Source organism: Leptolyngbya sp. GB1-A1, from assembly GCF_039962475.1.
Classification (GTDB): Bacteria; Cyanobacteriota; Cyanobacteriia; order Elainellales; family Elainellaceae; genus Leptolyngbya_A.
Window position 1 is genome coordinate 346,186 of record NZ_JAMPLI010000001.1, and the last position, 26,128, is coordinate 372,313.

At 53.2% G+C, this 26,128-nt stretch carries 23 protein-coding genes; 10 read left to right on the plus strand and 13 right to left on the minus strand.

Translation table 11 applies throughout. The annotated features are described in order from the left end of the window. Positions 1–18 precede the first annotated feature (18 nt). Positions 19–858 carry a pentapeptide repeat-containing protein gene (locus tag NDI45_RS01465; protein WP_190793274.1) on the minus strand — a complete coding sequence of 280 codons (840 nt, stop codon included), beginning with the start codon at positions 856–858 and terminating at the stop codon, positions 19–21. A gap of 474 nt (positions 859–1,332) precedes the next feature. Here NDI45_RS01465 and ilvD point away from each other — a divergent pair, with 474 nt between their 5' ends. Further along, positions 1,333–3,018, plus strand: a complete 1,686-nt coding sequence (ilvD, locus tag NDI45_RS01470; RefSeq protein ID WP_348245845.1) for a dihydroxy-acid dehydratase — start codon at positions 1,333–1,335, stop codon at positions 3,016–3,018. A 193-nt stretch (positions 3,019–3,211) separates the two neighbouring features. On the opposite strand, the gene NDI45_RS01475 is transcribed toward ilvD, so the two are convergent. Beyond that, entirely contained in the window at positions 3,212–4,705 is a 1,494-nt protein-coding gene (locus NDI45_RS01475) for a GAF domain-containing sensor histidine kinase (RefSeq protein ID WP_348245847.1), read from the minus strand. A 666-nt stretch (positions 4,706–5,371) separates the two neighbouring features. Continuing rightward, complete coding sequence (locus NDI45_RS01480; RefSeq protein ID WP_190793277.1) at positions 5,372–5,920, minus strand: gamma-glutamylcyclotransferase; 549 nt, start codon at positions 5,918–5,920, stop codon at positions 5,372–5,374. Positions 5,921–6,086: 166 nt separating this feature from the next. Here NDI45_RS01480 and NDI45_RS01485 point away from each other — a divergent pair, with 166 nt between their 5' ends. From NDI45_RS01485 to NDI45_RS01495, 3 genes are all read left to right on the plus strand, one after another. Further along, the gene (locus NDI45_RS01485) at positions 6,087–8,534 is read left to right on the plus strand and encodes a GH116 family glycosyl hydrolase (RefSeq protein ID WP_348245850.1); all 2,448 of its coding nucleotides are present in this window, start codon (positions 6,087–6,089) and stop codon (positions 8,532–8,534) included. Positions 8,535–8,711: 177 nt separating this feature from the next. Beyond that, on the plus strand, positions 8,712–10,865 hold the full coding sequence (locus NDI45_RS01490; protein WP_190793279.1) for a PPC domain-containing protein: 2,154 nt from the start codon (positions 8,712–8,714) through the stop codon (positions 10,863–10,865). 103 nt (positions 10,866–10,968) lie between these two features. Beyond that, positions 10,969–11,730 carry a lecithin retinol acyltransferase family protein gene (locus NDI45_RS01495; protein WP_242067471.1) on the plus strand — a complete coding sequence of 254 codons (762 nt, stop codon included), beginning with the start codon at positions 10,969–10,971 and terminating at the stop codon, positions 11,728–11,730. Positions 11,731–11,775: 45 nt separating this feature from the next. On the opposite strand, the gene NDI45_RS01500 is transcribed toward NDI45_RS01495, so the two are convergent. Then, positions 11,776–12,468, minus strand: a complete 693-nt coding sequence (locus tag NDI45_RS01500; RefSeq protein WP_190793280.1) for a Crp/Fnr family transcriptional regulator — start codon at positions 12,466–12,468, stop codon at positions 11,776–11,778. A gap of 283 nt (positions 12,469–12,751) precedes the next feature. On the opposite strand from NDI45_RS01500, the gene NDI45_RS01505 reads away from it, so the two are divergent. Further along, positions 12,752–13,723 (plus strand): hypothetical protein, encoded by a 972-nt coding sequence (locus NDI45_RS01505; protein WP_190793281.1) that lies wholly within the window; start codon positions 12,752–12,754, stop codon positions 13,721–13,723. Positions 13,724–14,376: 653 nt separating this feature from the next. Here the strand turns inward: NDI45_RS01505 and NDI45_RS01510 are convergent. Then, a complete protein-coding gene (locus NDI45_RS01510) occupies positions 14,377–15,120 on the minus strand; it encodes a C40 family peptidase (protein ID WP_190793295.1) in 744 nt (247 codons plus the stop codon). Between the two features lie 161 nt (positions 15,121–15,281). On the opposite strand from NDI45_RS01510, the gene NDI45_RS01515 reads away from it, so the two are divergent. Continuing rightward, positions 15,282–16,217, plus strand: coding sequence for a serine hydrolase (locus tag NDI45_RS01515; RefSeq protein WP_190793282.1), 936 nt, complete (start codon positions 15,282–15,284; stop codon positions 16,215–16,217). A 5-nt stretch (positions 16,218–16,222) separates the two neighbouring features. Here NDI45_RS01515 and NDI45_RS01520 read toward each other — a convergent pair whose 3' ends face one another. From NDI45_RS01520 to NDI45_RS01540, 5 genes are all read right to left on the minus strand, one after another. Further along, positions 16,223–18,133 carry a GAF domain-containing sensor histidine kinase gene (locus NDI45_RS01520; RefSeq protein WP_190793283.1) on the minus strand — a complete coding sequence of 637 codons (1,911 nt, stop codon included), beginning with the start codon at positions 18,131–18,133 and terminating at the stop codon, positions 16,223–16,225. Between the two features lie 259 nt (positions 18,134–18,392). Then, positions 18,393–19,397, minus strand: coding sequence for a GTPase Era (era, locus tag NDI45_RS01525; protein ID WP_190793284.1), 1,005 nt, complete (start codon positions 19,395–19,397; stop codon positions 18,393–18,395). 267 nt (positions 19,398–19,664) lie between these two features. Beyond that, positions 19,665–20,411, minus strand: a complete 747-nt coding sequence (locus NDI45_RS01530) for a SprT family zinc-dependent metalloprotease (protein WP_190793285.1) — start codon at positions 20,409–20,411, stop codon at positions 19,665–19,667. Next, the gene (locus NDI45_RS01535) at positions 20,411–20,914 is read right to left on the minus strand and encodes an NUDIX hydrolase (protein ID WP_190793286.1); all 504 of its coding nucleotides are present in this window, start codon (positions 20,912–20,914) and stop codon (positions 20,411–20,413) included. Before NDI45_RS01535 ends, NDI45_RS01530 begins: the two co-directional genes overlap by 1 nt. Continuing rightward, complete coding sequence (locus tag NDI45_RS01540) at positions 20,911–21,342, minus strand: hypothetical protein (protein ID WP_348245855.1); 432 nt, start codon at positions 21,340–21,342, stop codon at positions 20,911–20,913. The genes NDI45_RS01535 and NDI45_RS01540 overlap by 4 nt, the downstream gene beginning before the upstream one ends. 239 nt (positions 21,343–21,581) lie before the next feature. Here NDI45_RS01540 and folD point away from each other — a divergent pair, with 239 nt between their 5' ends. The 4 genes from folD to NDI45_RS01560 all read left to right on the plus strand — a co-directional run bounded on the left by folD (position 21,582) and on the right by NDI45_RS01560 (position 24,549). Continuing rightward, positions 21,582–22,445, plus strand: coding sequence for a bifunctional methylenetetrahydrofolate dehydrogenase/methenyltetrahydrofolate cyclohydrolase FolD (gene folD, locus NDI45_RS01545; RefSeq protein WP_348245857.1), 864 nt, complete (start codon positions 21,582–21,584; stop codon positions 22,443–22,445). A gap of 115 nt (positions 22,446–22,560) precedes the next feature. Continuing rightward, complete coding sequence (crtE, locus tag NDI45_RS01550) at positions 22,561–23,475, plus strand: geranylgeranyl diphosphate synthase CrtE (protein WP_190793289.1); 915 nt, start codon at positions 22,561–22,563, stop codon at positions 23,473–23,475. Positions 23,476–23,505: 30 nt separating this feature from the next. Continuing rightward, entirely contained in the window at positions 23,506–23,961 is a 456-nt protein-coding gene (locus tag NDI45_RS01555) for a divergent PAP2 family protein (RefSeq protein WP_190793290.1), read from the plus strand. A 27-nt stretch (positions 23,962–23,988) separates the two neighbouring features. Next, a complete protein-coding gene (locus tag NDI45_RS01560) occupies positions 23,989–24,549 on the plus strand; it encodes a dihydrofolate reductase family protein (RefSeq protein WP_348245860.1) in 561 nt (186 codons plus the stop codon). 27 nt (positions 24,550–24,576) lie between these two features. Here NDI45_RS01560 and NDI45_RS01565 read toward each other — a convergent pair whose 3' ends face one another. From NDI45_RS01565 to NDI45_RS01575, 3 genes are all read right to left on the minus strand, one after another. Beyond that, the gene (locus NDI45_RS01565) at positions 24,577–25,422 is read right to left on the minus strand and encodes a hypothetical protein (RefSeq protein ID WP_348245862.1); all 846 of its coding nucleotides are present in this window, start codon (positions 25,420–25,422) and stop codon (positions 24,577–24,579) included. Between the two features lie 139 nt (positions 25,423–25,561). Continuing rightward, entirely contained in the window at positions 25,562–25,891 is a 330-nt protein-coding gene (locus NDI45_RS01570; RefSeq protein WP_348245864.1) for an MgPME-cyclase complex family protein, read from the minus strand. Positions 25,892–25,959: 68 nt separating this feature from the next. After that, a complete protein-coding gene (locus tag NDI45_RS01575; protein WP_348245866.1) occupies positions 25,960–26,121 on the minus strand; it encodes a hypothetical protein in 162 nt (53 codons plus the stop codon). Positions 26,122–26,128 lie beyond the last annotated feature (7 nt).

A 26,128-nucleotide genomic window follows, 5' to 3' on the forward strand; every position in this document is an offset into this window, starting at 1 on the left:
ATTTATGCAGGAGAGCAATTATCCGTGAGTTGTCCCGCTTGGCATTAGCGTACCTGTCAAATCTGCATTCTGAAGATTCGCCTGATTGATATTCGCGCTGACTAAAACAGCTTCACTCAAATCCGCTTCGCTCAGGTTTGCCCAACACAGGTTTGCCCGATACAGATTTGCCCGCCGCAAATTTGCTCCACGCAGCGAAGTCCAGCTTAGATTGATGCCTCTGGCGTTGGCCCGTCCCAGGTTAGCGTTGATTAAATTGGCATTGATAATGCGGGCGCGGCTCAGGTCGGCTTCCCGCAAATCGGCTTCTTCCAGACTGGCTCCATGCACCATTGCATTCGTTAAAGTCGCCCCTTCCAAAATGGCACCGGTGAGATTGGCGTTCGACAGGTTGACGCCTTCCAAAATGGCGCGGGTCAGGTTGGTTGCCAGCAGCTTTGCCCGGTGAAAACTGGTGTGACTGAGATTTGCCTCGACAAAGTTTGCCCGGCTCAGGTTTGCCTCCCCAAAGTTAGCTTCGGGTGAATTGCTGCGATCGAAGTTTGCCCCAATCAGCTTCGCGCTCCGCAGTCCGGCTCGACTCAAATCGGTTTCTAACAAATTTGCCTGTGTCAGATCTGCCCCGATCAGATTGACTTCTAAAAGCGTTGCATGGCTCAAATTGGCTTCGATCAGCTTGGCTTCGCGCAGATTAGCTGAGCTAAGGTCTGCCCCTTTCAAAATTGCCTGGCTCAGATCTGCTCCGCGCAGGTTAATGCCGCGTAAATCACGATCGCTTAAATCACATCCTGCCAGCACAAGTTCTCGGAAGTCTCGCTCTCCTGCAGCGTAGCGGTCTAGCAGTTCTTCGGTTTGCATAAGGCAGCATGATGGGGGCGGTAATGAAGCTGAATGAACTTTAGCTTGCCCTGAAACGCTGCAAATTCTCGCTTTTTCTAAGGAGGATCTGGAGCAGACGAAAAGCCTGTGCGCTCTGAAGTGCCCTGGTACAATGGGTTCAATTTTGACTAGAACAGCGTCAAAAAACTTGAACTGTCCTAGCAGAAGTCGATCGATTTGTACCTTCTCTCCAGAAGAAAGTCAGCGCAAATTAGAACCATACTGATTCACGCTTCAGGAGAAATGGATGTACGGAAGATTTAGCGTGCCTGCACAGGACTCGTTTTTAGCAATGCGTGTTCCGGGAAACAAGCTCTGAGCGCATGAGAATCTGAGAAAATCAGAAACAGACCTGACCGATGACCCCTTCGGCGAACTGCGAAGCAACCGACTCAAAACGGAGCGCCGAACTCAAACCTAGATTCAAAATATCGAACAGCGAAGGAAAAGCGAATGCCTGACAATTTACGCAGTCAAATCATTACCCAAGGCGTGCAGCGATCGCCTAACCGAGCCATGTTGCGGGCAGTCGGGTTTAACGACGAAGACTTCACGAAACCGATCGTGGGAGTCGCTAGTGCCTACAGCACGATCACGCCCTGCAATATGGGAATCGCGCCGCTTGCCGAACGCGCCCAGGAAGGAATCCGGGCTGGAGGAGGAATGCCGCAGATTTTCGGCACAATCACTGTTAGCGATGGCATCTCGATGGGAACCGAGGGCATGAAGTATTCGCTCGTGTCGCGGGATGTGATTGCTGACTCGATCGAAACAGCCTGCAATGCCCAGAGTATGGACGGTGTACTGGCGATCGGCGGCTGCGACAAGAATATGCCGGGCGCGATGATTGCAATGGCGCGAATGAACATTCCGGCAGTTTTCGTTTATGGCGGCACGATCAAACCCGGACATCTCGAAGGCGAAGACCTGACCGTGGTGAGTTCGTTTGAAGCCGTGGGACAGTACAGCGCAGGCAGAATTGACGAAGTGCGGCTGATGTCAGTCGAGCGCAACGCCTGCCCGGGGGCGGGTTCCTGCGGCGGGATGTACACGGCAAACACGATGTCTTCGGCATTTGAGGCAATGGGCATGAGCCTGATGTATTCCTCGACGATGGCAGCGGAAGATCCCGAAAAAGCAGACAACACACTGCTGGCAGGCAAGGCACTGGTCGAGGCGATCCGAGCAAACCGTCGTCCGCGAGACATCATTACGCGCAAGTCGATCGAGAATGCCATCTCGGTCATTATGGCGGTGGGTGGCTCGACGAATGCGGTGCTGCACTTTCTGGCGATCGCCCATTCTGCTGGAGTGCCTTTGGCGATTGATGACTTTGAAACCATCCGGCAACGGGTTCCCGTCCTGTGTGACCTGAAGCCCTCCGGTCGCTATGTTGCCACGGATCTGCACCGGGCAGGCGGCATTCCCCAGGTGATGAAAATGCTGCTGAACCAGGGCTTGCTGCACGGCGACTGCATCACGATCACCGGAGAGACGATCGCCGAACTGCTCAAAGACATTCCCGATAACCCGCGCCCCGACCAGGATGTGATTCGCCCCTGGGATCGTCCGATGTATCCGCAGGGACACTTAGGCATTCTCAAAGGCAATCTTGCGACGGAAGGATCAGTCGCCAAGCTGACGGGCATCAAAAACCGCAAAATTACCGGACCTGCACGGGTATTTGAATCCGAAGAATCGTGTCTAGACGCAATCCTGGCAGGCAAGATTCAGCCCGGAGACGTACTGGTGATTCGATACGAAGGTCCAAAAGGCGGTCCCGGCATGCGCGAAATGCTGGCTCCCACGTCTGCAATCATTGGCGCTGGCTTAGGCGATGCAGTCGGACTGATTACTGACGGTCGCTTTTCTGGCGGTACCTACGGCATGGTCGTGGGTCACGTTGCCCCAGAAGCTTATGTGGGAGGGACGATCGCCTTGGTTCAGGAAGGGGATCAGATTACGATCGATGCCGACCAACGCCTGCTGCACCTGCACGTCTCTAATGAAGACCTGGCAGACCGCCGCGCTCAGTGGACCCCACCCGCACCTCGCTATCAACGGGGCGTTTTAGCGAAGTATGCCAAGCTGGTTTCTACCAGCAGTCTGGGGGCCGTGACGGATCTGAATGTGCCGTAGAAAGGATGAGGGAATGGAGAGATGAGGAGATAAGGGCAGCGTCAGTTGCTTCATCCTCTGCTCCAGAAAAGCTGTAAGGGCGAGGCGGCTGCGACAGGACTTTTGACCAAGCTGTTCTCCGGGCACAAATCTCCTGGTGTAAAAAACACGACCGCAACTGCTTCACCCCTTATAACGATGCCCTACCGATGCTCTAGCTTTTAGCCGTGCTTTCTTGGAGCTGCGGGAGCTGAATCACATAGCGGAAGCCTTCTTCGGGCGATCCCTGCATCGTAATGCAGCCCTGGTGCATCTCGACAAGCTGATGACTGAGCATCAGACTCAGACCTTCACGCGATCGAGACTGGTTGGAAAGATTGCTGTGCGGCTCAGAATCCAGCAGCCCGAGCGAGGATTGCCTGCCAGCATGATTGGCAAAAAGCTTGCCAGAGCTTAAGTCTGAGTTTGACTGCTGTTTCCACGGCTCCGAGGAAAAGGAATTGGAGCTTGAGCCAGGATAAGACAGGGGAGCGAGGTCAGTAATCGGCAAGCCGTCTCCTAACCAGGGATGGGAAGTCCAGATCATGAGATGAAGGGCGTTCTGGCGGCGCGAACCGTGAATCCGAATCACGCTGTCAGAACTAGAAGACTGAATCACATTAAAGACAAGATGGTAAAGAATTTGCCGAACTTTGTCTTTGTCAAGCATCCAGAAGCGAAGACCCGGCTCTACCGTGAGCTGAATGCGCTGTTCCCGACGGTGGGCTGCCTGGTTGAGGCTGCTGATGGTGAGCTGACACAGCATTTCTACATCGACCGGTGAAAGCGTCAGTGTGGTGCTGCGATCGTTCAACACGCCCAGTTCTACGATTTCATTAACCAGCGATAGCAGATATTGTCCGCTGTTATGGATAATGTCAATGTACTCCTGCTGTTTATCGGTCAGTGCGCCGTAAATTCCCTGACTCAGCACCCGCGCCATGCCCAGGATCGAGGTGAGCGGTGTCGAGAGCTCCTGCGTCATCTGGCTGATCAAATCTGCTTTCACCAGAGTCGGGTTCTCAGATGGACTGGACGAAGCTGGCTCGCTGGCAGCAGAGGGAAGCAGTAGAGCGGTCTCTTTGATTTCGCTAGAACCGGGATGGGGTTGCTGATTGAGCAGCCAGTTTCGCTCAAATTCGCTGATGCTCCAGCGTGCCATGAGTTCTAGAAACTGAATATCGCGACTGGTAAACTGGCGTAGAGCCAGATCCATTACTGCCAGCACGCCCAAACAGCGACCACGAGAATCAACAACCGGAACGCCCAGATAAGCGCGAATGCCATACTGCTGGAAAAGAACGCTGCTGGAAAATCGATCGTCTGCCGCCGTATCAGGAACCGTTAAAGGACGCTGACTCTCAATTACCTGGAGAAATAAACCTTCGGTGCGTGGAAGCTGACGAGAAGCCGCAAGCTGGTTCATCAAGCCAATTCGCGATAAACCAACTGCTGCCTTTAGCCAGACTCGATCGCGATCAAGCAAACCAAAGGTACAAATTGGCATTTCTAAAAAATGAGCTGCCGTTTGAGTTGCCTCATCAAAGATGGGCATTGTTTCTGCTTCTAAAAGTCCTAGTTCTAATAAGGCTTGCATCCGATGTTGCTCTGATTCCAAATGGACGGCTGGATCGATCGAGTATTGCGGTTTATGCTCAGGGTTCTTCATAACAACCCTTCCTTTGGTAGGCAGGTTTAAGCCATCGAATCGAGAGGGATCGATGGGGGGTGCGATAAATCCATACTTCCCGGACGGATTGCATCTTGAACAGATGAATTAAAGCGATTGTGAATTTCCGAGCTTTCCAGGATCTTTTATTGGTTGAGTGATGATCAAGGTTCCGTAAAATTACCTGCACCGTTTAGTAAAAAAAAGATTAGAGCAGGGTGAAATGGAGTGAATCGAGCGAACAATAGCCATTTTTTAGGCAGCCCAAGGCATTACAAAGACCCTGCCCTTGATGCAAAGCGCAGTCGCTACTCGCTCTAGTTAGTAACGAATAGATATAACAGATGTTTACAACTTATTAGTGAGCTGTTTCCCCAAGGAAAGGTTTACAGCGGAAATGCGGTAATCGATCGCAGAAATTTGAGAAATATTTGAGATTCTGAGTAGGATTTCAGAAGGATTCGAGCTGCTCTATTGCCTCCTTAATCCTCGAATTACGGAGGACTTCAGAACCAGAATAAGACATCGTTTCAGCACGACTGAAGGCAATTCGGAAAACAATTAGGCCTTCAAATATTCCCTTGAAGCAACAGAACTGGCAGCCCAATTGCGCCCCTGTAGAACACCGTTGATCGCCAGAGGACGCTTTTTGGTAAAGGGGGCAAACTATGCCGATCGCAAACTGGTGCAGGCTTGGCTGGCTTCAGTTTGCTGGAGTTGGTGCATGTGGCTAAACAGCTTCCAGCAGTATTGCTCTGGCAAGCCGCAAGTAACCGCGCCGCGCAGCACGACATTAAAATACCAGTCGTTGGGTGCGTGTTCTTCGGTGAGCTTTTCAATCACGGTATAGGTGCGAACGTGAGCATAGCGGTGTCCCTGGCTCACCACTTCGATCGTTTCGTGACGATAGCCTTTTTCTCGCTCATCGAGCCGATCGCTCAGCCGCTGGGGGAGCCGATACAGCACGCCTTCCACCTGCGATCGCCCGTCTTTCACAATATCCAATACACCGCAGTTGCGAAGCTGCGATCGTTGGAAAAACCCCAGTCGATAACCGCTAAGCGTTGCATGACCGACGACGTAAGGGTGCATTTTCTCGCCGAGCGATCGCTTCAGGTCTACCGGACACATACAGGAACCGTAGGCAAAGTAATAAAAGGACGGTTCGATCGCTTGGAGGCTGCGGGAAAACCGATGCGACGAGAGAGATTCCATACGGGATGCGAGTCAGGAAAGAGAGATTAAGAAATAACCTGATCCTAAAGCCTTGATTACCCAGGAATTGTATCAGATATATCGGAGGATTGCCACATATCCCGACCAACGAACCGGGGTATGGGAAGAGTGAAGATTGGGGGCAGGTGTTCGGTAAAATCGTCTGATGATCAATTCCGACTCTTTCTTCCAAATTCCTGATTCTGCCTGGACGCGATCGATCGGTTCTGGTTGGGATCATCCTTACACCGTTCGCTATGCCAGCAATATCGATGATGGTCCCTGGCACGGAATGCCGCTGGGTGGCTTTGGGGCCGGCTGTATTGGGCGATCGTCCCGCGGCGATTTTAATTTGTGGCATATCGACGGCGGCGAACACTGGTTTGGGTCGATGCCTGCCTGCCAATTTAGTGTGTTTGAGCAGGAGGGTAATCAAACCCAAGCATACGCGCTCTGTACTGAAGCCCCTACAGATGGAACATTAGGGGCATGGCAATGGTACGGGGAAATGGCAGAAGAACAGGACAAGGGAGACTATGCTGCGCTGTATCCGCGAAGCTGGTTTACTTACCGCAACAGGTTTCGAGCGGAGATAGTGTGTGAGCAGTTTTCCCCGATCTGGGCAGAAAATTATCGAGAAAGCAGCTATCCGGTGGCGGTGTTTTTGTGGACGGTGCGAAATTCGGGCGATCGTCCCTTAACGTTGAGCGTGATGCTGTCCTGGCAAAATATGACGGGCTGGTTTACGAACGCGCTAAAGTCGCCCCAAGCCAAAGTGCGAGATGATGGCAGTCCGGTGTATGAGTATCAGCCGCGCATCGGGGAAAGTGTCGGAAACTTTAATCAGGTTCAGGCGGATGGGGGCGGGATTGGCTGTGTGATGGGTCGGGTTTGCACAGGTGATCCAGCAGAAGGCGATGGGCAATGGGCGATCGTCACTGATGCCAACGCAGGCGAAGTGTTTTATCACAGCCGATGGAATCCGATCGGGGATGGCGCGGATCTGTGGCAGTCCTTCAGTCGAGATGGATCATTGCCCAATACTCACGACGAAACTCCGGCAGGGACAGGCGAACAAATTGGCGCAGCCATCGCAGTGCGAATCACGCTGGTTCCCGGTGAGGTGAAGCAGATTCCCTTTGTGCTGGCGTGGGATTTTCCGGTGACGGAGTTTGCTGAGGGAACTTCTTATTTTCGTCGCTATACCGATTTCTTCGGGCGGAGTGGAGACAATGCCGGGTCGATCGCTCAAACGGCCCTTGCTCAATATCCGCAGTGGCGCGAGCAGATTCAGCAGTGGCAGCAGCCGATCCTCGATCGCTCGGATTTGCCGCAGTGGTTCAAGATGGCGTTATTTAACGAGCTGTACGACCTGACCAGCGGCGGAACTTTGTGGAGTGCGGCAAGCGATCGAGATCCGATCGGGCAATTTGCCGTTCTGGAATGCCTGGACTATCGCTGGTATGAAAGCTTGGACGTGCGGCTCTATGGCTCGTTTGCGCTGCTGCTGCTGTTTCCCGAACTGGATAAAGCGGTGATGCGGGCCTTTGCCCGAGCGATTCCGACCGCAGACGATACGCCCCGCGTGATTGGCTATTACTTCACTCAGAAAATGGAAAGCCCGATCGCCCAGCGCAAAACGGCGAACGCAACGCCGCATGATCTGGGTGCGCCAAATGAGCACGTCTGGGAGAAGACCAACTACACCAGCTATCAAGACTGCAACCTGTGGAAAGACCTCGGCTCCGATTTTGTGCTGCAAGTGTATCGCGATTTTGTGTTTACGGGCAGCCAGGATATAGCGTTTTTGCGGGAAAGCTGGGGGGCGATCGTCGCCACGCTGGACTACCTGAAAACCTTTGACCTGGACAATGACGGCATTCCCGAAAACTCCGGCGCACCCGATCAGACCTTTGATGACTGGCGATTGCAGGGAGTCAGCGCGTACTGTGGCGGACTGTGGATTGCGGCGTTAGAGGCAGCGATCGCGATCGGGCAAGTTCTAGACAAAGCAGATGGAGCGGTAGACGGGCGAAAACAACAAAGCGAGATTTATCAGGGCTGGTTGGGGCAAGCGCGATCGGTTTATCAGGAAAAGCTGTGGAACGGACAGTATTACCGTCTAGATAGCGGCAGCGGTTCAGCAGTGGTGATGGCGGATCAGCTTTGCGGGCAGTTTTACGCGCGGTTGCTGAGTTTGCCAGATGTTGTGCCAGAGGACTGTGTGCGATCGGCGTTAAAGTCGGTGTATGAAGCTTGTTTTGTCAACTTTAATCAATATGTCGCGGCGAGCCGTGAAAAATCAGGGGAATCAAGAGAGGCATTTGTGGCAATCGGGGCGGCAAATGGAGTGCTGGCTGATGGGTCTCCGGTGAATCCTAATGATACGCATCCGCTCGAAGTCTGGACGGGGATTAATTTTGGGCTGGCAGCTTTTATGCTGCAAATGGGAATGCGATCGGAAGCGATGGCAATTACGGAGGCAGTGGTGCGGCAGGTTTACGAGAACGGACTACAATTTCGCACGCCGGAGGCGATTACAGCAGCAGGAACCTTCAGGGCGAGCCACTATCTGCGGGCAATGGCAATTTGGGCGATTTACTGGCTATTTTGATTTTCAGCGATTCTAAGTTTTTTTCTGGAATCGCGGAACACTCGGCTCCTCCTCAAGTCATAGGTAGCAGCTTATTTACTGAAGCTAGCATCCCCCATCGGGGAGAGGATTTCTTGCAGTCCTTATATCGTTTGCTGCTTTGCCGGGTTGCCCCTGCTTAGGTCATCAGGAGGATTTATGTCAAATCGTTTTGCGTCTGGGGCGTTCCCTCAGGCTCGCTCGAATGCGTCGTTTCAGCTACAAACGGATTCGCCGCTATTCCAGAAAGTTCAGCCAGAGACTCAGCGCAAGTTTCTGAAAGTAAGCAGTTCAAGAAATTCGCCCTTCCAAAAGATGCGGTTTGCTCAGTCAGGCAACAGTACTGGCAGTCTGAAGATTCAGCCCATTAGCGCAACGGCAACGGCAAATCAAGGCTTAGCTGGCAACAGCTTATCGACTGCCAATAATCTGGGCAACCTGAGCGGACGAGCGGAACTCACCTGGAATGGCTCGATCGGCGGCAGCACGACGGATCAGTATTTTCGGATGAATCTGTCTCGATCGCTGCGGTTTCGACTTACTCTGAGTCAGCTTAGTGCCAATGCGGATCTGTCAATCGTGCGGCAAAACGGCGATTCCGTGGCGCGATCGTTGCGGGGCGATCGGCAAGATGAGCGAATCGAAGGCAACCTGCGGGCGGGAACTTATTTTATTCGCGTTTCGGCAGGCACCACTAGCACCAACTACACGCTGAAGCTGAAAGGATCAGGATTTGCCAGCGATGCCGGAAATACTACCCTGTCTGCCTTGGATGCCGGGAACATTAGCCGCCTTCAGCGCAGTTACCAGGGACGGGTAGATTCAAAAGACAACGCCGATGTCTATAAGTTTTCCCTATCCGAAGCTGGGCAAGTCGCGCTGAACCTGAAGGGTCTTTCCGAGGATGCCGATATTCAGTTGCTCAGCAGCACCGGGGCAGAACTGGGACGATCGGGCAGCGATGGACAAACAGAGGAAACGATTCAGCAGCAGCTTAATGTGGGCAGCTATTTTGTGCGAGTCACTCCGTTCGACTCCGATCGCGCCAACTATACGCTGTCGATGACAGGCGGCACTGGGGCATCAGCCGCTTATGTGCCAAGTCCTTCCCCGATTCCTGCACCCAGTCCAACTCCGGGTGGGGGAGCCACTTCGAGCGGTAGTGCTCCTGGAACCTCGCTCAGCACCGCATCTGTTCAATCTGCCGCTTTTTCACGCAGTGACCAGCTTAGTGCCAGCAATCGGGAAGACTTTTATCGCTTCAGCCTTTCCCAATCTGGGACATTCACGGCAAACCTGAGTGGCTTAACGGGCGATGCCGATGTGCGGCTGATTCAGGACAAAAACAATAACGGCGCGATCGATCCCGGTGAGGTGCTGGGCTGGCAGTGGGAATGGGGAGCTACCGGGGAATCAGTTCGCCGCTTTTTGTCTGCCGGAAACTACTTTGTGCAGGTAATGGGCTACGGTAACCAGTCCATGAACTACACCGTCAACACCAACTTCACGCCCTCCGGTAGCGACGATCGCAAATTCTCGATGCAGGTTAATTTCGCAGACGGGATAGAAAGCCTCAACTTCAACGTTCGTAATGCGATTACCGAAGCCGCTAAATTCTGGGAAAATGCCATCACCCACAGCAGCTTTAACGGTTCCCATCTGCTCCAAATTGACGTTCAGGGCGTGAATAGCCCCCAAGCCTGGCTGGCAGCCGCAACCAATCGATCGGGCGCGACCGATGCGAAAGGGAACTGGATGCCCACCACGGGAATTGTCCGTATCAACACCAGCTACAGCAATTCCTATAACTCTGATCCCAGCTACCTGAAAACGCTCGTGATTCACGAACTGGGTCACGTTCTGGGCATCGGCACACTTTGGGAGAAGCAAGGACGCAGCCTGATCGATCGCGGCAGCAACACCTACAAAGCAGACAGCTACGCAGGCAGGGCTTATGGCGAAATTTCCGGCATACTTGCGCCTAAAGCCATTCCGGTTGAAGCGGGCACGTTCGGTCACTGGGACGAAGGTAAATTTGGCGATGAGCTGCTGACTCCCTTTGCGGAAGGTGCAACCGTGAAGATGCCGCTGAGCCAGGTTACGCTTGCTTCGCTACGAGATATTGGCTGGAACGTCAACTACGGCGCGGCAGATAGTTTTTCCGTTACCCAGTCTGTGCTGGCTCCTGAGGGTCTGGTTCCCAGCGGCACGACGGTAAGTGGCTGCGGCTGTTCGATGTGTGCCAACGTGCGCTCGGCTGCGGGACTGGATGAAATTGGGTCTGGAAGTTTGATGGCAGCGATTACCGCGTAGCGAGCACTGCTTCACATCAGGGTTGCCTGATCCGCGATCGTTTCCTCCTTCTGACCCTGCTGAAAGCAAAAGCGGGATGCTAGATTGTGGCTAGGAGTCATTCATGCGAATGGTTCCTGGCTTTTCTTTTTCAGGCAAACCCGTTCAGGTTAAGCAATTAGCAATGGCAAGAGGCGATCAGATTTACGTGATGCGACCCCTCCTCAGCGTTGAGGGCGTTTACGAACATCATGGAATTGATTGTGGGGATGGCACGATAATTCACTACCACAAAGGCGATGATGCCGTGATTACGCGCACCACGATGGAGGCATTTGCCAGAGGCACCCCTGTTTACACCAAACAGCAGCCGCTTGCTTTTATTCCCGATATTGTGCTTCAGCGGGCAGAGAGCCGGCTGGGCGAACGGCAGTACAATCTGCTAACCAACAACTGTGAGCATTTTGCTAACTGGTGCAAAACAGGCAAAAACGAAAGCCAGCAGCTCATCAACTACGGCTTAGACTTGTCCCAAATTCGATCGCTTGACTCCCGCCGCATGATCGAAGAAGCTGCCCAGGGAGGCGATCCGGTGACTGCGATGCAGTTGCTCAACCACGCCCAGAGCAATATTTCTGTTGCTCAATCGACCCTGCAAGATCAATACAACCGGGCACAGCAAGACATGACCACCTGGGAACGAGTGGCAACGCTGGCGTTAAAGCAAAGCCGAGAAGACCTGGCGCGAGCAGCCTTGGAACGCAAAGTGCAGGCGAAGAAACAGGCAGAAGCCGCCAAAAATCAGCTTGCAGAATTGGTTGGTATTCGAACTACGCTCGATCGCAACAGCCTGCAAATTAAGCAGCGGCTCACCCCGGTTAGCTAACCATCGGGCTGCTGGACGGCTGCAGCTCTATCAGAAAGCCGAATGCTACTTATTCGCAACCGCCTCAGCAGGCAAGCACAGCAAATTATCACCGTAGGTGCGAATCAGCCCGCGCTGGCGCAGTTTGCCCATCAAGCGCGTGACCGTAACCCGGGTTGAGCCGATCGCGCTGCCAATCTGAGCATGGGTGAGTGACCAGGGCAGCCCGTAGCCTTCATCGCAGGGTTCGCCAAATTCTTCAATTAGCAGGGTGAGGAATCCGAGCAGGCGATCGATCGTGCGGCGTTGTCCCAGCGTGCTGAGCCAGAGCAGCTTCCGCTGATGCTGATAGCGAAAGGCATCCAGAACTTCGCGCCGAAAGTGGGGCCAGTTGTCCAGGTCGTGCCAGTAGAGCCAGATCACCGCCGTTTGATCGACATGAGCAAAACTTTGGAGGGTGAACGGCGACTGCGCCACAATCTCAAAGGGCTGACCTGCCCCAACAAATCCCAGAAATGCTTCTTCTGAATTGATCCGGGGTAAACGGGAGGACCCGCTGCTCACACTAGCACTCACCTGTGCCTCGCCAACCAGACGAACCGCTCCACGCTGTACCAGGTAAAGTAAACCTGCCCGTGCCGGAATTTTTTCGTCTTTGCTAAAGGTACGGTAGCGGTAATGCTCCTGTGCCCAGTCGAGAATACGCTGCCAGGTAAGAAATGGACGGGAGGTTTCTGAGGGTGAAGACACTGAATACATAAGGGGTGACTACAACAATCAGTAGAGATGGGGGACTCTGAACTGAACTGGACGATAATGAACAGAGAGAATAATCAACAGGGAGAACGGCCGAAGAGAATACAAAATCGATTTCTTTGAGTTGTGCTTTGTGCTAATTGCATCAGTTAATACCCGTAGAACGGCTTCTTTAAGCCTTACTTTGATCTGAATCTTGATATATTACAACCAAAGTTAAAAAATCGAGTTCAGCGAAATCGACCCGCTTCTCAGGAAGCACAATAATTCTACCGGGAGTGTTAGATTGCATACCATTCTATCTGCTGCTCTCCGATCGCGACTAGTTCATCGGATACAAAAAGCACTCCATACTGAGAAGCTTCAGCAGGATGGAAAAAGCCAGACGCTTCCGCTTAAGCAGACCCGACAAGGTAAACAAAAGCAGCTTGAGTACGTTTCAGCGGTTGCTCTGAGATATGCACAGCCCTTGCAGAAGCCAGCACTACAATTGGCGAAAGACCTGATGGAGAAGCTGAGCAAACCGCTCGAAAAACTCGATGCAACTTTGCAAGGAACACTGTCTGACGCGACCCTGGACGACCTTCAGAAACATTTCAATCTTGAAGTCGCACCTCCCGGCTGGGTCTTCTTTCGGCTTGCAGATCCTGGCTTGGCAATTTGGCTGCAATGCCTCGTCGATTACCCATTACCAGTTGCCGAGGATACCTCAACAACGCTGCTGGAGTCCCGATCTTTGATTCCAATGGCTGCGTCTGCCCGTAATTCTACCAGTGTTTTTCCGATACTGCACACCTACGCCCGATGTCATAGTGTGCTTCGTCTCGGTCAGCAACTTGGGCTGATACAGGCGATCGCAAGCTGTTCTCCGTCGGCGATCGTTAAACCTGACGCTTCCTTTTGCGGCTGGCAAATTCAGGCTCCGAAGCCCTTTCCCTGGCTGCTGCCCACCGGAGGCTTTCGCGGCAGCCAGCCCGCAGAGTGGCAGCTTGTTGAGCAAATTTGCGCCACTCTGGATCAACGAGCGGAGCTAGACGCTCAGTTCAACCCAATCTCCGATATAAAAGAAACTCTTAAGCAAGCCGATCGCCTCAGCCAGAGCTGGCAACTATTTTATGCGGCGTGTCGCATCGCCGACGAAGTAGGGCAAAACGACCCCGCGCAGGCACAGCTTCGACTGGGATTAACTTGGATTACTCAAAAGTTGCTGCACGAATTGCTGCGCTCGATCGAACTGCCAACTCCCCTGTTTCTCTAACAGCTCAAGCATCATTCTTGAGAGGCAGCCGCTTACTTCTATTATTAATCTGACATCATGCCTCTGACGGATTTTCTCCAAAAGCGTGACAAATCAAAACAGGTTTGTTATTCTATCCAATGTGTGAGGAGCGAACCAGCAAGGGCATCGAGACGAAACACGGTCAGTCGTCGATGCCCTTTCTGATATCAATTTTTTCTCACTTTGTCGGATTTTTATTAATACTTTGCTATTTTTTTATTAAAAAAGTTAATTAGTATTAGATTGGTTCCAATTAAGTTTTAAGAACCCGTTTTAAGTACAAGAAATTTAAGTGGCGATCGTGACGAGCGAGAAATAATTAGAGTTAGATCAGCAGCACAGATCCTGCGATAAATTACTCAATCAATCCCTAATTTGAGTTCTGGTTGAGTCCGGTCTGGCGCGATTCGATCGGCTTTTTTGTAATCGTTCGCAGCAGGTTGGTGACAGGGTGTTCGAGAGGCTGTCTGAAAAGTCATCATCCTGACCCGAACCACCCCCGCGCGGATCAAGGCTGGGGAACCAAACCATCGCTTAGTTTCGCAGTCCCCTGACGTTGAACCATTGAGGGGCGATGCAGCATGATTGATCCTGCTAAAACACCCCCTTGCACTCAATCTGGAAACAGCAAACTAAAGCAGATTACCGATCGAAAGCGTCGATTGATAGCTGCTCAAGATGCGTCCGGCTCCCCGCAACTGCTGAGAATAAGTGCGGCTGATTCGATCTTCGGTTTCAGCCAGGGTGTCAATGCCGATTCCGTTTCTGCCCTGATCCCTGCCAGAACTGTGCAGATAGCAGCTTTCTCCGATGTACAAACCGACATGAGTGGCACGATCGGGAGTCCCAAAGAAAACTAAATCACCCGGTTCAAGCTCCTGAAGGGCGATCCGTTGGGCGAAGCCCTCCTGCTGATAGGCATCTCTGGGAATCCAGATTCCCACCGAGGCAAAGGCAGTTTGCATGAGCCCAGAACAGTCGTAGTTCGGTCCCACTGTCCCGCCCCACAAATAGCGATTGGGCTGATTCATTGCGCTGTAGGTAAAGGCGATTACCTGCGACATCCGGGCACGAGTCTCAGCTTCGGGTAGAAAAAGCGGTTCATAAGCTGCCTCAGCCGCCTCTAACAAATCCAGATCTTCAACCGCAATCCAGCCCGGATAGTCATCTTCACAGAGCCGCACCTGAATCACCGTGCCGTTGACCTGTCCTGCTTCGTCAAAGGGCAAAGCCAAAATTTTGAGCTGTCGCCCTGGCATTGCTTGGGTTGCCAGCGATCGCAAATCAGGCGAATCATACAAATTGAGATTGCCCTGACACTCATACTCCTGAGCCGGGTTATTGTCGATTGCCACTTTTAGCAAAGGAAGCGTCAGCACAGCAGTTTCTCACCCATTACTTGTCCACTCCCTCTATTTTTCCACCTCTTCACCCCCTTACCCCGCTTCCTTCACTCATCCACTCCCTTCCTATTCCCTCACGCCATATCTCCTACTCCTGATGTAATCTTTGGTGGGTGAACTTGTGAGGTCTAATCATGCCTTTCTTCTATCGAGATGCACAGCTTGAGCAGTGGGGCGATCGGATTTTGGAGGCGACCTGGGCTGCTTTTCCGGGACTGACGCGCACACAGCTTGCGATAACCTGGCTGATCTACGATGAGCCGATCCCGGTGAATACAGGCGGAGCGTTAACGCCAGAAGAGTTCTGGAAATATCCGGTGCGGGGGTTTTCCTATCGGGGAGTAGAGCAAATTTATCCGGCGAGCGTGGTGAAGCTGTTTTACCTGGTGGCGGTAGCAGAATGGCTGGAGCAGGGCATGATTCAGCCCTCGGCAGAACTCGATCGCGCCGTGCGAGACATGATTGTGGATTCGAGCAATGATGCGACCAGCCTGGTGATGGATATGCTGACCGGAACCACGAGCGGTCCAGAACTGCCGCCAGAGCCATTTGAGACCTGGAAATCGCAGCGTAATCTTGTAAACCGCTACTTTCAATCCCTGGGGTGGATTGAGCTAGAAGGCATTAATGTGAATCAGAAAACCTGGTGTGATGGACCTTACGGACGCGAGCGGGCTTTCTTGGGTGAACTGCGGGAAAATCGCAATACCCTGACCACCGAGGCGACCGCACGACTCATGCACAGTCTAATTGGAGGAGTCGCAGTTTCATCTAGCCGATCGCAGGCAATGATGACTCTGATGCAGCGCAGCCTGAATGCGGCGGATCTCGCTGCCGATCCTGAAAACCAGGTGACGGGCTTTTTAGGGGAAGGCTTGCCGACCGAGGCAAAACTGTGGTCAAAGGCAGGATGGACAAGCCAGGTGCGCCACGATGCCGCTTATGTGGAACTGCCCAATGCTCTGCCCTATGTGCTGGTCGTGTTTACAGAAGGAAAAACTCAGAGTCAGAACGAGAAGCTGCTTCCGTTTATTTCAGGACAGGTGGCTGAGTGTGTGATGGAGGGGTGAGGGGGTCAGAGGGCGTTTTTTGGGGTTGGGAGGAGGATGGAAAAGCAGGTTTCGTTGGTGTTGCTTTCGGCCCAGATTTTTCCGCCCAGGTGTTCAACGAGTTTTTTCACGAGTGCTAGTCCCAGTCCAGTTCCGCCGTGCTGCCAGGGATCGTTGTTGGGAATGCGGTAGAACTTTTCAAAGATGCGGGATAGTTCTGGAGCGGGCAACTGTACACCTGTGTTGCTGATGCTCAACGAAATCCAGGGCTGATCGGCTTCTTTAGGAGGCAGGAGAGAGGCAGCGATCGTAATGGTTTCCCTGGCTGGGGTGTACTTGCAGGCGTTTTGCAGCAGTTCGAGCAGGATTCGCTCCAGATAGCCCAGGTCGGTGACGATCGGCGGCAAAGGATGAGAGACCTGAATTTTGAGCTGCTGCTCCTGTTCCTCCAATCGCTCAGTAAAGGACTGCGTAATGGCAGGTAGCCAGGATTTAAGGTCAACGGGAGTGAGGTTGAGCGTTTGACTCTCAGAGTCGAGGCGGGACAGGTCGAGCAGGTCATTAATCAGGCTGGTTTCACGCTGACACTCTTTACTTAAAATCTGGAAATATTGAGCGATGCGCTGCTCCTGCCCCTCCATAGTTCCTGCCTGTTTGAGCGCGACCGACAGCATTTGAATCGCCATTTTCATGTTTGCCATCGGGGTGCGGAGTTCGTGAGACACGGTGCTAAGAAAGTCGTCCTTGAGCCGATTGAGCCGCTCTAGCTCTTTGACCTGCGCCTGGGCTGCCTGAAATAGCCGCGCCTGTCGAATGGCGATCGCGCACTGGTTTGCTACCTGCTGCACCAGCCGGATATCCTGCTCGGTATAGCGGCAAAACGCCTGGTTAATCAGCCACAAATCACCCAGAACTCCCTGGTCATCAACGATCGGGCAAGTGAGCATGGCAACTCGCCCCCGCACTGGGTTGGGCATGAGCGAACAAAACTGAAACGATAAACCTTCCAAAAGCTGATTGTAGATTTCGGGAAAGGCTTCCAGAGAGACGCTCCGCCCCTGATAGGGAGAAAGATCGTTGGTGTATTCGTAGTGGATAGTTGATGTGCTTTTTTCCAGGTCGTAGAGGGCAGCATTGCAGCCAACAACGCCCGTTGCTTTTGCCAGCTCTGCCACGACGGTTTCAAGAATCTGATCTTCGTCCAGGCTGTCGCGCACTTTGTCGGTGATTCGCTTCAGCGTTGCCTCAAACTCAAACGCGAGCTGAAGTTCTGCAGTGCGGGCTTGAATCTGCCGTTCCAGGTTGGTGTTGAGCCGCTGCACTTCCTGATACAGTTCTGCCTGCTGGATTAAGCTTTCCAGGTGAATTGCAAGCTGATGCAGCAAGTTGAGTTCCCAGGCTTTCCACTGGCGATCGGCACGGCACTGATGCACCACCAGCAGACCCCAGAGCGAATCCTGCACGATCACCGGAATGCTCACCTCTGCTTGAATCTGAAAGTGATGGCGGCTCGACGTGTCGATATTAAATCCGCCCGATTGCACCAGTGCCTTCGATCGGTTGATCTGACGACAGAGTGCCCGAAACTGACGCGTCAGGTCGGACCGGGGCTCTGCTTGCCAGCGCGCTTCTGTAACCGACTGCGCCAGGATGTCGCCCTTGCTGCGCGGTTTGTAGTGGTAAATTAGGACGCGATCGGTTTGGAGAACCTGCTGCACTTTATCGGTCGCGGTTTGCAACATTCGATGCAGATCCAGCGATTGATTGGCTGAACGGGCGATCGCCCGGACGAGCTTTTGCCATTCTGCCTGTTGTCGCTCCCAGTCTTGAGAAGAAATACTCGGTTCAGGATTCGTAGCGGAAATGGGAGACAGTGCAGGCGTCAAACCCTGTCTCAAAGGCAAATTGAAATCGGCTTCAAGGTGATGATCAGACACAGGCTCAGCGAAAAATACAGCATGAAACGGAAAGCGAAATTAAGGCGAGAGCGAAAGCGGCTGAGTACTTGCCTTGCGCGACTTCACAAGTGTGGCGTTTCACCGCGTCAGGTAGCAGCTAGGCGCACCAGTCATCGAATGAGCTTCCCGGTCTAGAGTGCCCACAGGTGAAATGAAATCACGGTCGCAATTCATCAACCGGACGATCCGGGTGAAACCCACGGAGCATGGACGAGATAAAGTTTTTGCCAATCTAACTTTATTCCTCAACGCGGTAGCCAAACTCGGCAAGCTGGTTACGCGACTGTCTCCATTTCGGCTGCACCCTAACAAAAAGCTCCAGGTACACTTTGCCCATCACTAGCTTTTGAATCTGCTGCCGGGCGGCTGACCCAATGGTTTTCAGCATTTGTCCGCTCTTGCCGATGATAATCCCCTTTTGGGAGTTTCGCTCCACATTAATTGTTGCCAGAATCCGGGTAATGTCAGGGGCTTCTTCGACGCGATCGATCGCGATGGCAACCGAATGGGGCACTTCCTCGCGGGTATGCAGCAAAATCTGTTCGCGGATGAGTTCGCCCATAATGAAGCGTTCGGGCTGATCGGTCACTAGATCGGGCGGGTAGTAATAGGGTCCGGGTTCCAGTGCGCCAACCAAGGTAGCTTGCAGTTCCTCTAGCCCGGCTCCTGACAACGCTGAGAATTTTACCAGCGACCAGTCGCGCTCTTGAGCGATTTCGGCGTAGGTCTGATCAATTTGCTCGATCGCCTCGCGGTCTTCAGGCTGCTGGTCGATTTTGTTAAGTCCCAAAATCACAGGCGTTTCGGTACGCCGAATCAAGTCAGTCACAAACCGATCGCCCTTGCCTGACGGCACAGACCCATCAACCACAAACAGCACCACATCGACCGAGTCGATCGCAATTTGAGCATTTTTAACCAGGACTTCGCCTAGTTGATGATGGGGCTTGTGAATCCCTGGGGTATCGACAAAGATAATTTGTGCGTCTGGAGTCGTGAGAATTCCCCGCAGGCGATTGCGTGTCGTTTGAGCAACCGGAGAAGTGATAGAGATTTTTTGCCCGACAAGCTGGTTCATCAGCGTTGATTTGCCCACATTGGGTCTGCCAATGATGCCCACAAAGCCCGACCGATAGCCAGGCGGGGCGATCGGGATGAGTGGTTCACCCAGTGCAGCAAGCAAATCAGATTGGTCAGGAGCAGCAGGGTGCGAAGCACTTTCCTCTAGGGGGCGATCGGTCATAGCAGGTCGTACGTTGTACTGAGTTGTACTGATAAGCAACAGGAACACTATGTTCTATGTTCGCATCGATCGATTCTTGAGAGCGAAGATTCACACAATGCAGCGTAAATAGATAGCCAGAACTACCAGAAACAGCTTGTCTTCGGCTTTTTGAGCGACAGCCCCATCTCTAGATTCAATGCATGACGCTACGCTAACCCATCCTATGCCTTCGCCAACTACGCCTTCGCCTCATCTTCTGATCTCCTCATCCACCTATCCACATTCCTACTCAAAAAACCGCTCCACCCACTCCGGCACATAAACCCAGGCACGATTTAGCTCTGCGTCAAGCTCCCGATACTGCGGTTCCTTACGGGCGACCAGTGCCCAGTAGCTTGCTGAGTGATTCAGGTGAATGGTGTGGCAGAGTTCGTGAATCAGAACATAACGCACCAGATGCGGCGGCAGAAACAGCAGCTTGTAGTTGAGGTTGATATTTTTCTTGCCCGAACAGCTTGCCCACAGCGTCTTTTGCCCACGTACGGCTGCGGTTTGAAACGGAAGATTGATTTCGGAGCTGAGCTGACGAAGCCAGGGAACGAGCTGCTGTTCGGCTCGGCGGCTGAGCCAGTGGCGCAGGAGTTTGTAGGTAACAGCAGGTTCCTGGGTAGGAGCAAAGAGCAGGATCTGGGAGCTAGCAGCGATCGTCTTCACCGAAGAATTGCCGGGCTGATACTGCACCGTCCAGTTTTCATCGATCGCTCGGAGACACAACCGCTCAGGAATCATGCCGTCGCTGCCCAGCTCTGCTGCATCCCCCGGAAAAGACTGCCGCTCAGCTTCAATCCGCTGGGTGGTTTTCGCAATCCAATCTTTGCGCTTCTCCAAAATTTCGGGAAGCTTACGGCGATCGAATCCCTTCGGCACGACAATTTCTACGTCGCCCAGATGCGTCACTTTGATGCTGACGTGCTTTGCTTTGGTGCTTTCCCGGATGCGATAGGGTTTCGATTTAGAGAATTTCGCTGCCATTAGGTCTCAGGTTCGTCTGCGATCGAGAATCCCTCTCTAAGAAAATCTAGCAGAATTTGCCGATGGGGTTGGGCAAGGGCGCGAATCTGCCCGATACGATCGGAATAGCAGTCGCCTCGCCTTACTTCTTCTATGGTAAGCAGTCTCAAGTCGATTCCTTCATTGAGTTCGAGATCGGTGATGGGAACCGTGAGCGGAACCGCGAAAACGTGCCGAATCACTTGCATCTCTGTCCTGTAGGCGCGGAAGTATCGAACGTAGGGCGGCTGATAGCCAATTTCCTCTTGAAGTTCGCGCCAGATTGCCCGCTCGGGAGACTCCCCCGGTTCGAGATGTCCGCCAAAAAACGCCCATACGCCCGGATAGCGAATCTGAGGCTTGTCATCCCGCAGCTGCATCAAAAATCGCAGTGAAGCCGTTCCCCTCGAGGAGCCATTGTTCTGGTGCAAAATGGCGATCGCCACCTGGGAACTTGAGTCGAGTTGGATTGTGGGATCAATCATCGCGGCTGTTTTTCGATCAGGTGCTGCTCAATGTACACTTCCTCCGCAGTTTGCCCCTCGATCGTGATTTCCTCAATCCGAATTTTTCCTCGAATTTTCACCTGCTCCCCTGTTTCCAGGGTGCGATCGTCCGTTAAGACCCAGATCTCGCCTGTCGGGTCTTTCAGCTCGTACACTTCTGCCCCAATCAGCGGTACTCGATCGCCCACTGTTCCCTCAAGTTGCACTGTAGAAGACCACCGACGGGGACGGGTTTGCACATCCTGTACTGTTGTCAAGCGGCTACAGCTATTAAGCAGCAGGGCAAGAAGAAGGGTTCCGGCGGCAAGACCCGGAGCAACGCGAAACCATTTTCCGGTTAGGGTGATCGATCGGTGCGAGGAGGCAAGGCTTTTAAGCAACAGGACAGCATGATTGCGGCTTTTCACGTCACCTCCACACCAGGGAATTCTGCACGACTGCTCCGACTGAAGATTTCATTCTGATTGAATTGACGTTACAGCTAGAATGAGCTGCCCAGGAATCACGAATCTTAACTCCCGGCTGCGATCGAGATACGAGGGCGACAATAGACGCTAAACTAAGGACTTTGAGCATTCAGCAGTCGCGAATCAACCTTGGATAATCAAAGGGATTTTTGCCCATCGACGCTCACCCTCAACTCACTATGACAGGCATCCTGGACGGCAAAGCACTCGCAGCCAAAATTCAAGCAGAACTGACCGACGAGGTAAAATCCTTGAGCGATCGCTATGGACGACCGCCCGGTTTAGCAGTGCTGATGGTGGGCGATAATCCTGCCAGTGCTGCCTATGTGCGAAATAAAGAGCAGGCTTGTGCGCGGGTGGGGATCGCTTCATTCGGCAAGCATTTTTCGGCAGACGCGACCCAGGCAGAGTTAGAGCAGACGATTCAGAGCTTAAACGAAGACGATCGCGTAGACGGGATTCTGGTGCAGTTGCCCCTGCCCGATCATCTGGACGCTGTCGCCCTGCTGAATCAAATCAATCCCGACAAAGACGCAGACGGGCTGCATCCGGTAAATTTGGGTCGCCTTGTGCGCGGGGAACCGGGGCTGCAAAGCTGTACACCTGCTGGGTCAATGCGTCTGCTTCAGGAACACGGCATCTCGGCAAAAGGCAAACAGGCAGTCGTAGTCGGACGCAGCATTCTGGTGGGCAAGCCGATTGCCCTGATGCTGCTTGCAGAAGATGCCACGGTGACGATTGCCCACTCTCGCACCCCAGATCTAAGCGCAGTCACCCGCAGCGCAGATATTTTGGTCGCGGCAGTTGGTCGCCCGAATCTGATTACGCCGGAGATGGTGAAACCGGGCGCGGTTGTGGTAGATGTGGGAATCAATCGTGTCACCCATGAGGCAACGGGAAAATCCCGGCTGGTTGGAGACGTGGATTATGAAGCGGTCAAAGCTGTTGCAGGCTGGATTACTCCGGTTCCGGGCGGAATTGGACCGATGACTGTGACCATGCTGTTGCACAATACAGTATGGAGTTATCGCCAGCGCCTGTAGCCGATTACCAAACAGGAACTGCTTTGCATTGCCGCTGTGCGTTTAAAGTGCGCGTTCAGAAATGCGCGTTCATGGTGTAGGAATGACAAGTTTAGTGGCTCAAGCGGATTAAAGCATGGTTGCAACCAACAGTCAGCAGTATCTCGAATTCGACCTCAAACGCTATCTGGCAGCACAGCAGGCACAGGTTGAGGCAGCCCTCGCTCGCTCGATCGACGTGGTGTATCCCGAAAAAATTTATGAGGCGATGCGCTACTCACTGATGGCAGGGGGCAAGCGGCTGCGTCCAATTCTCTGTCTAGCAACCTGTCAGCTGATCGGCGGTACGACTGCAATGGCAATGTCAACCGCCTGCGCCCTGGAAATGATCCACACTATGTCGCTGATCCACGATGACTTGCCCGCAATGGACAACGACGACTTCCGGCGCGGCAAACCTACGAATCACAAAGTTTACGGCGAAGATATTGCGATTCTGGCAGGCGATGGGCTGCTGGCTTATGCCTTTGAATTTATCGCGGCCCAAACTCAGGATGTCCCAGCCGATCGCGTTCTGCAAGTCATTGCTAAATTGGGCCGTGCGGTGGGTGCAGCGGGTCTAGTCGGCGGTCAGGTGGTCGATCTGGAGTGCGAAGGGCGATCGGATGTCACGGTGGACACGCTGACCTATATTCATCGCCACAAAACTGGAGCACTGCTGGAAGCAGCGGTGGTGTGCGGCGCAATATTGGCGGGGGCAAATGAAGGCGATCGCCAGCGGTTGGCAGAATACGCTCAAAACATTGGGCTAGCGTTTCAAATTATTGACGACGTGCTGGACATCACCGCCACGCAAGAAGAGCTGGGCAAAACTGCAGGCAAAGATCTGCAAGCCCAAAAAGCGACCTATCCCAGTTTTTGGGGCATTGAGGAATCAAAGCGTCAGGCAGATCAGCTCGTGAACGAGGCAAAGGCAAATCTCGCAGCCTATGGAGAAAGTGCCTATCCGCTGATGGCGTTGGCTGACTACATTACTGCTCGCAAAAACTAGGCTATTCGCAAAAACTCGCTACCCGCCATCATGCAGGACTTTCCCGCCATCCTTGACAATCACGTGCTGCTCGTCTCGCTGCTTGCCTCTGTGCTGGCGCAGATTATCAAAGTCTTTGTTGATTTAATTCGCGACGGTAAGATTAACTTCCGCACCCTGGTTGAAACCGGAGGAATGCCCAGTGCCCATTCTGCGCTCGTCACGGCTCTGGCTGCCGGAGTTGGACAAACCGCAGGCTGGGAAAGCGGCGAATTTGCGATCGCCTTTGTGTTTGCGGTGATCGTAATGTACGACGCAGCCGGAGTGCGGCAGGCAGCCGGAAAGCAGGCGCGAATTCTCAATCAAATCGTTGATGAGCTGTTTCGTGAGCATCCTACCTTTAATGAAAATCGGCTGAAAGAGCTTCTGGGACACACGCCCGTGCAGGTCATTGTGGGTTCTGCCCTGGGAGCAGCAATCTCCTGGATCGCTTCGCCTGCCTATTAAGTTGTATTTCACTGAAAGCATGTTCCAATGAAAACTCAGTATTACACTGCCACCAGTTTAGATGGCTTTATTGCTGATTCAGAGAACTCCCTGGAGTGGCTCTTTCAGTTTGGCGAACCCGACAGCAGCAGCTATCCAGATTTCGTTCGTGACGTTGGGGCGATCGCAATGGGTTCGACGACTTACGAATGGATTCTCAACCATCCAACGGGCGAGGGAGCCGATCGATCGCCAGCATGGGCGTATGAACAACCCGCCTGGGTCTTTACCTCGCGCAGTTTGCCCCTGATTGAAGGCGCAGATATTCAATTTGTCAAAGGGGATGTCCGCTCAGTGCATCAAGAAATGACCCAGGTGGCGGGCGATCGAAATATCTGGATCGTGGGCGGAGGAGATTTAGCCGGTCAGTTTTATGATCAGGGATTGCTGGATGAAATTATTGTGACGATCGCGTCCGTGACGCTGGGGAGTGGGGCACCGCTCCTCCCCCGCAGAATTATCACTCCTCCGCTAAAGCTTCTGTCGGCAAAGGCCTATGGCAACGCTTTTGCAGAGCTGCGCTATGAGGTTTCCCGCCCCACCCAATAACATGGATTGTTTAAGCATCACCACGCTTTATCGAGCAACTGCCGGGGTAAGCAAGATTGCTCTCTGGCTATCCACGATCGACGCTGTGAATCCACGCTCGGTCAAGCTTCGCAGCACTGCAGAAGCCGCCGCCGGATCAGGTGTGTAGGCAACCAGCAAATAAGGACGCTGCTCAAATGCGACCAAGCCCACATCGCCATCGGTGAATTGCTGCACGTCTAGAGCCACTTCAGGACGATTAAAATAGTTCACCACCACGGCATAGCCCCCGCCAAGCGGTCGAGGATTAAACGCAGGCATTGGTCTCGCTGCGGTGGTCTGAGGAGCCGGGGCAGGAGCTGTAGCCGTAGCCGTAGCATTTGCCGCAGGAGTAGTAGGCAGAGCGGCAGGAGCCGGATTGCTGGGTGCAGCCGCCGGATTTGTTGCCGGATTTGCTGCCTGAGTAGTTGCCGGGCTTGTCCCTGCATTAGGGGTTATCTGGGAATTAGGAGTTGTCTGGGTTGGGCTGGGAAAATTCGTCGCCGTCGAGGAAGCGGCAGGTGGACGAGCAACGATCGCCTCAAGCCCTGAAGAAGTGCTGAGATATTGCGCCCAGGCGCCGGCAATGTCCGCACTGACAAACCCTTCGACCCGCACCACCGGGTTATTGTCGTAGCGACAGTCGGTGAGTACAGCATTGCTGGGAAGAAGCTGCCGAAGCTGATTTTGCGTATCGGCATTCGGGTTGCGAACCAGCAGCAGATATTCATCTGGGCGAGGCGGGTTGCAGGTTGGCAAGGGCTGCGCGATCGATCGTCCCGGCGTGCTGCCCAGAATTCCGACCAGAATCAGCGGCGTAACGAAACTCGATCGCGCAATCCAACGTTGCCTCATTGCTCAAACTCCTCAAACCAAAAGGGACTCGTAGTCTACCCTTTTCTCCGTCGCCTGTATCCGTTCAGGACAGTTTCCGTTTAAGACGGTTCCCGTTTAGGACAGTTATCGCTGCTTTGCGCTCAGTCGAGCGATATTGTTAGGCGGTGGGAGCAGGGGATGCAAGCGGGTCTGGAATCGTTGCCGAAGGAGCCTGAAATTCTCCCGTTGCCACATACTCTAGCCGCAGCTTCAGCCAGGTAATGAACTGAGGATTCGTCGACACGATCGCTGCCGCAGGCTGAGGACACTTGGCTTTTACCTCTGCCAGTTCAGGAGCATCCAGAAAGGCGGGCTGAAGCACCAGCCAGAAGTCGCGCTCTTTTTCCTGTTCCTGATAGTAGCGAATCCGCTCTTTGAGAACTTCCTCGGTCGGCTCTTCTTCCAGCAGATATCGCTGGCTTGCTACAGCATAGTAGTAGGTTTGCATTGGCTTGAAGTTTAAGTTTTGATTACAAGTGATAACAGGTTAAAAAACGATCGATGAAATTGCTCGAACTAGGGCGAAATAAGCGGAATGGCAGCAGGCAGTTTGATCAGCCGCAGCAATTCTGCATCGCCTTCTAAATCCTCCCATGCTGGGGAACTTTGAAATTCAGGAGAAAGATAGCTCGGCTCCATCCAGTACCCAGGGGACTCAGGGGGCGCGAGTCTAATCATACTTTTC

Bases quoted from the DNA above. Each gene is read 5' to 3' on its own strand.
- NDI45_RS01565 (WP_348245862.1), bottom strand. From the start codon at position 25,422: ATGAGGCAACGTTGGATTGCGCGATCGAGTTTCGTTACGCCGCTGATT.
- NDI45_RS01535 (WP_190793286.1), bottom strand. From the start codon at position 20,914: ATGATTGATCCCACAATCCAACTCGACTCAAGTTCCCAGGTGGCGATC.
- NDI45_RS01575 (WP_348245866.1), bottom strand. From the start codon at position 26,121: ATGATTAGACTCGCGCCCCCTGAGTCCCCTGGGTACTGGATGGAGCCG.
- NDI45_RS01560 (WP_348245860.1), top strand. From the start codon at position 23,989: ATGAAAACTCAGTATTACACTGCCACCAGTTTAGATGGCTTTATTGCT.
- NDI45_RS01500 (WP_190793280.1), bottom strand. From the start codon at position 12,468: ATGTATTCAGTGTCTTCACCCTCAGAAACCTCCCGTCCATTTCTTACC.
- NDI45_RS01570 (WP_348245864.1), bottom strand. From the start codon at position 25,891: ATGCAAACCTACTACTATGCTGTAGCAAGCCAGCGATATCTGCTGGAA.
- NDI45_RS01490 (WP_190793279.1), top strand. From the start codon at position 8,712: ATGTCAAATCGTTTTGCGTCTGGGGCGTTCCCTCAGGCTCGCTCGAAT.
- folD (WP_348245857.1), top strand. From the start codon at position 21,582: ATGACAGGCATCCTGGACGGCAAAGCACTCGCAGCCAAAATTCAAGCA.
- ilvD (WP_348245845.1), top strand. From the start codon at position 1,333: ATGCCTGACAATTTACGCAGTCAAATCATTACCCAAGGCGTGCAGCGA.
- crtE (WP_190793289.1), top strand. From the start codon at position 22,561: ATGGTTGCAACCAACAGTCAGCAGTATCTCGAATTCGACCTCAAACGC.
- NDI45_RS01475 (WP_348245847.1), bottom strand. From the start codon at position 4,705: ATGAAGAACCCTGAGCATAAACCGCAATACTCGATCGATCCAGCCGTC.
- NDI45_RS01465 (WP_190793274.1), bottom strand. From the start codon at position 858: ATGCAAACCGAAGAACTGCTAGACCGCTACGCTGCAGGAGAGCGAGAC.
- NDI45_RS01515 (WP_190793282.1), top strand. From the start codon at position 15,282: ATGCCTTTCTTCTATCGAGATGCACAGCTTGAGCAGTGGGGCGATCGG.
- NDI45_RS01485 (WP_348245850.1), top strand. From the start codon at position 6,087: ATGATCAATTCCGACTCTTTCTTCCAAATTCCTGATTCTGCCTGGACG.
- NDI45_RS01530 (WP_190793285.1), bottom strand. From the start codon at position 20,411: ATGGCAGCGAAATTCTCTAAATCGAAACCCTATCGCATCCGGGAAAGC.
- NDI45_RS01555 (WP_190793290.1), top strand. From the start codon at position 23,506: ATGCAGGACTTTCCCGCCATCCTTGACAATCACGTGCTGCTCGTCTCG.
- NDI45_RS01495 (WP_242067471.1), top strand. From the start codon at position 10,969: ATGCGAATGGTTCCTGGCTTTTCTTTTTCAGGCAAACCCGTTCAGGTT.
- era (WP_190793284.1), bottom strand. From the start codon at position 19,397: ATGACCGATCGCCCCCTAGAGGAAAGTGCTTCGCACCCTGCTGCTCCT.
- NDI45_RS01480 (WP_190793277.1), bottom strand. From the start codon at position 5,920: ATGGAATCTCTCTCGTCGCATCGGTTTTCCCGCAGCCTCCAAGCGATC.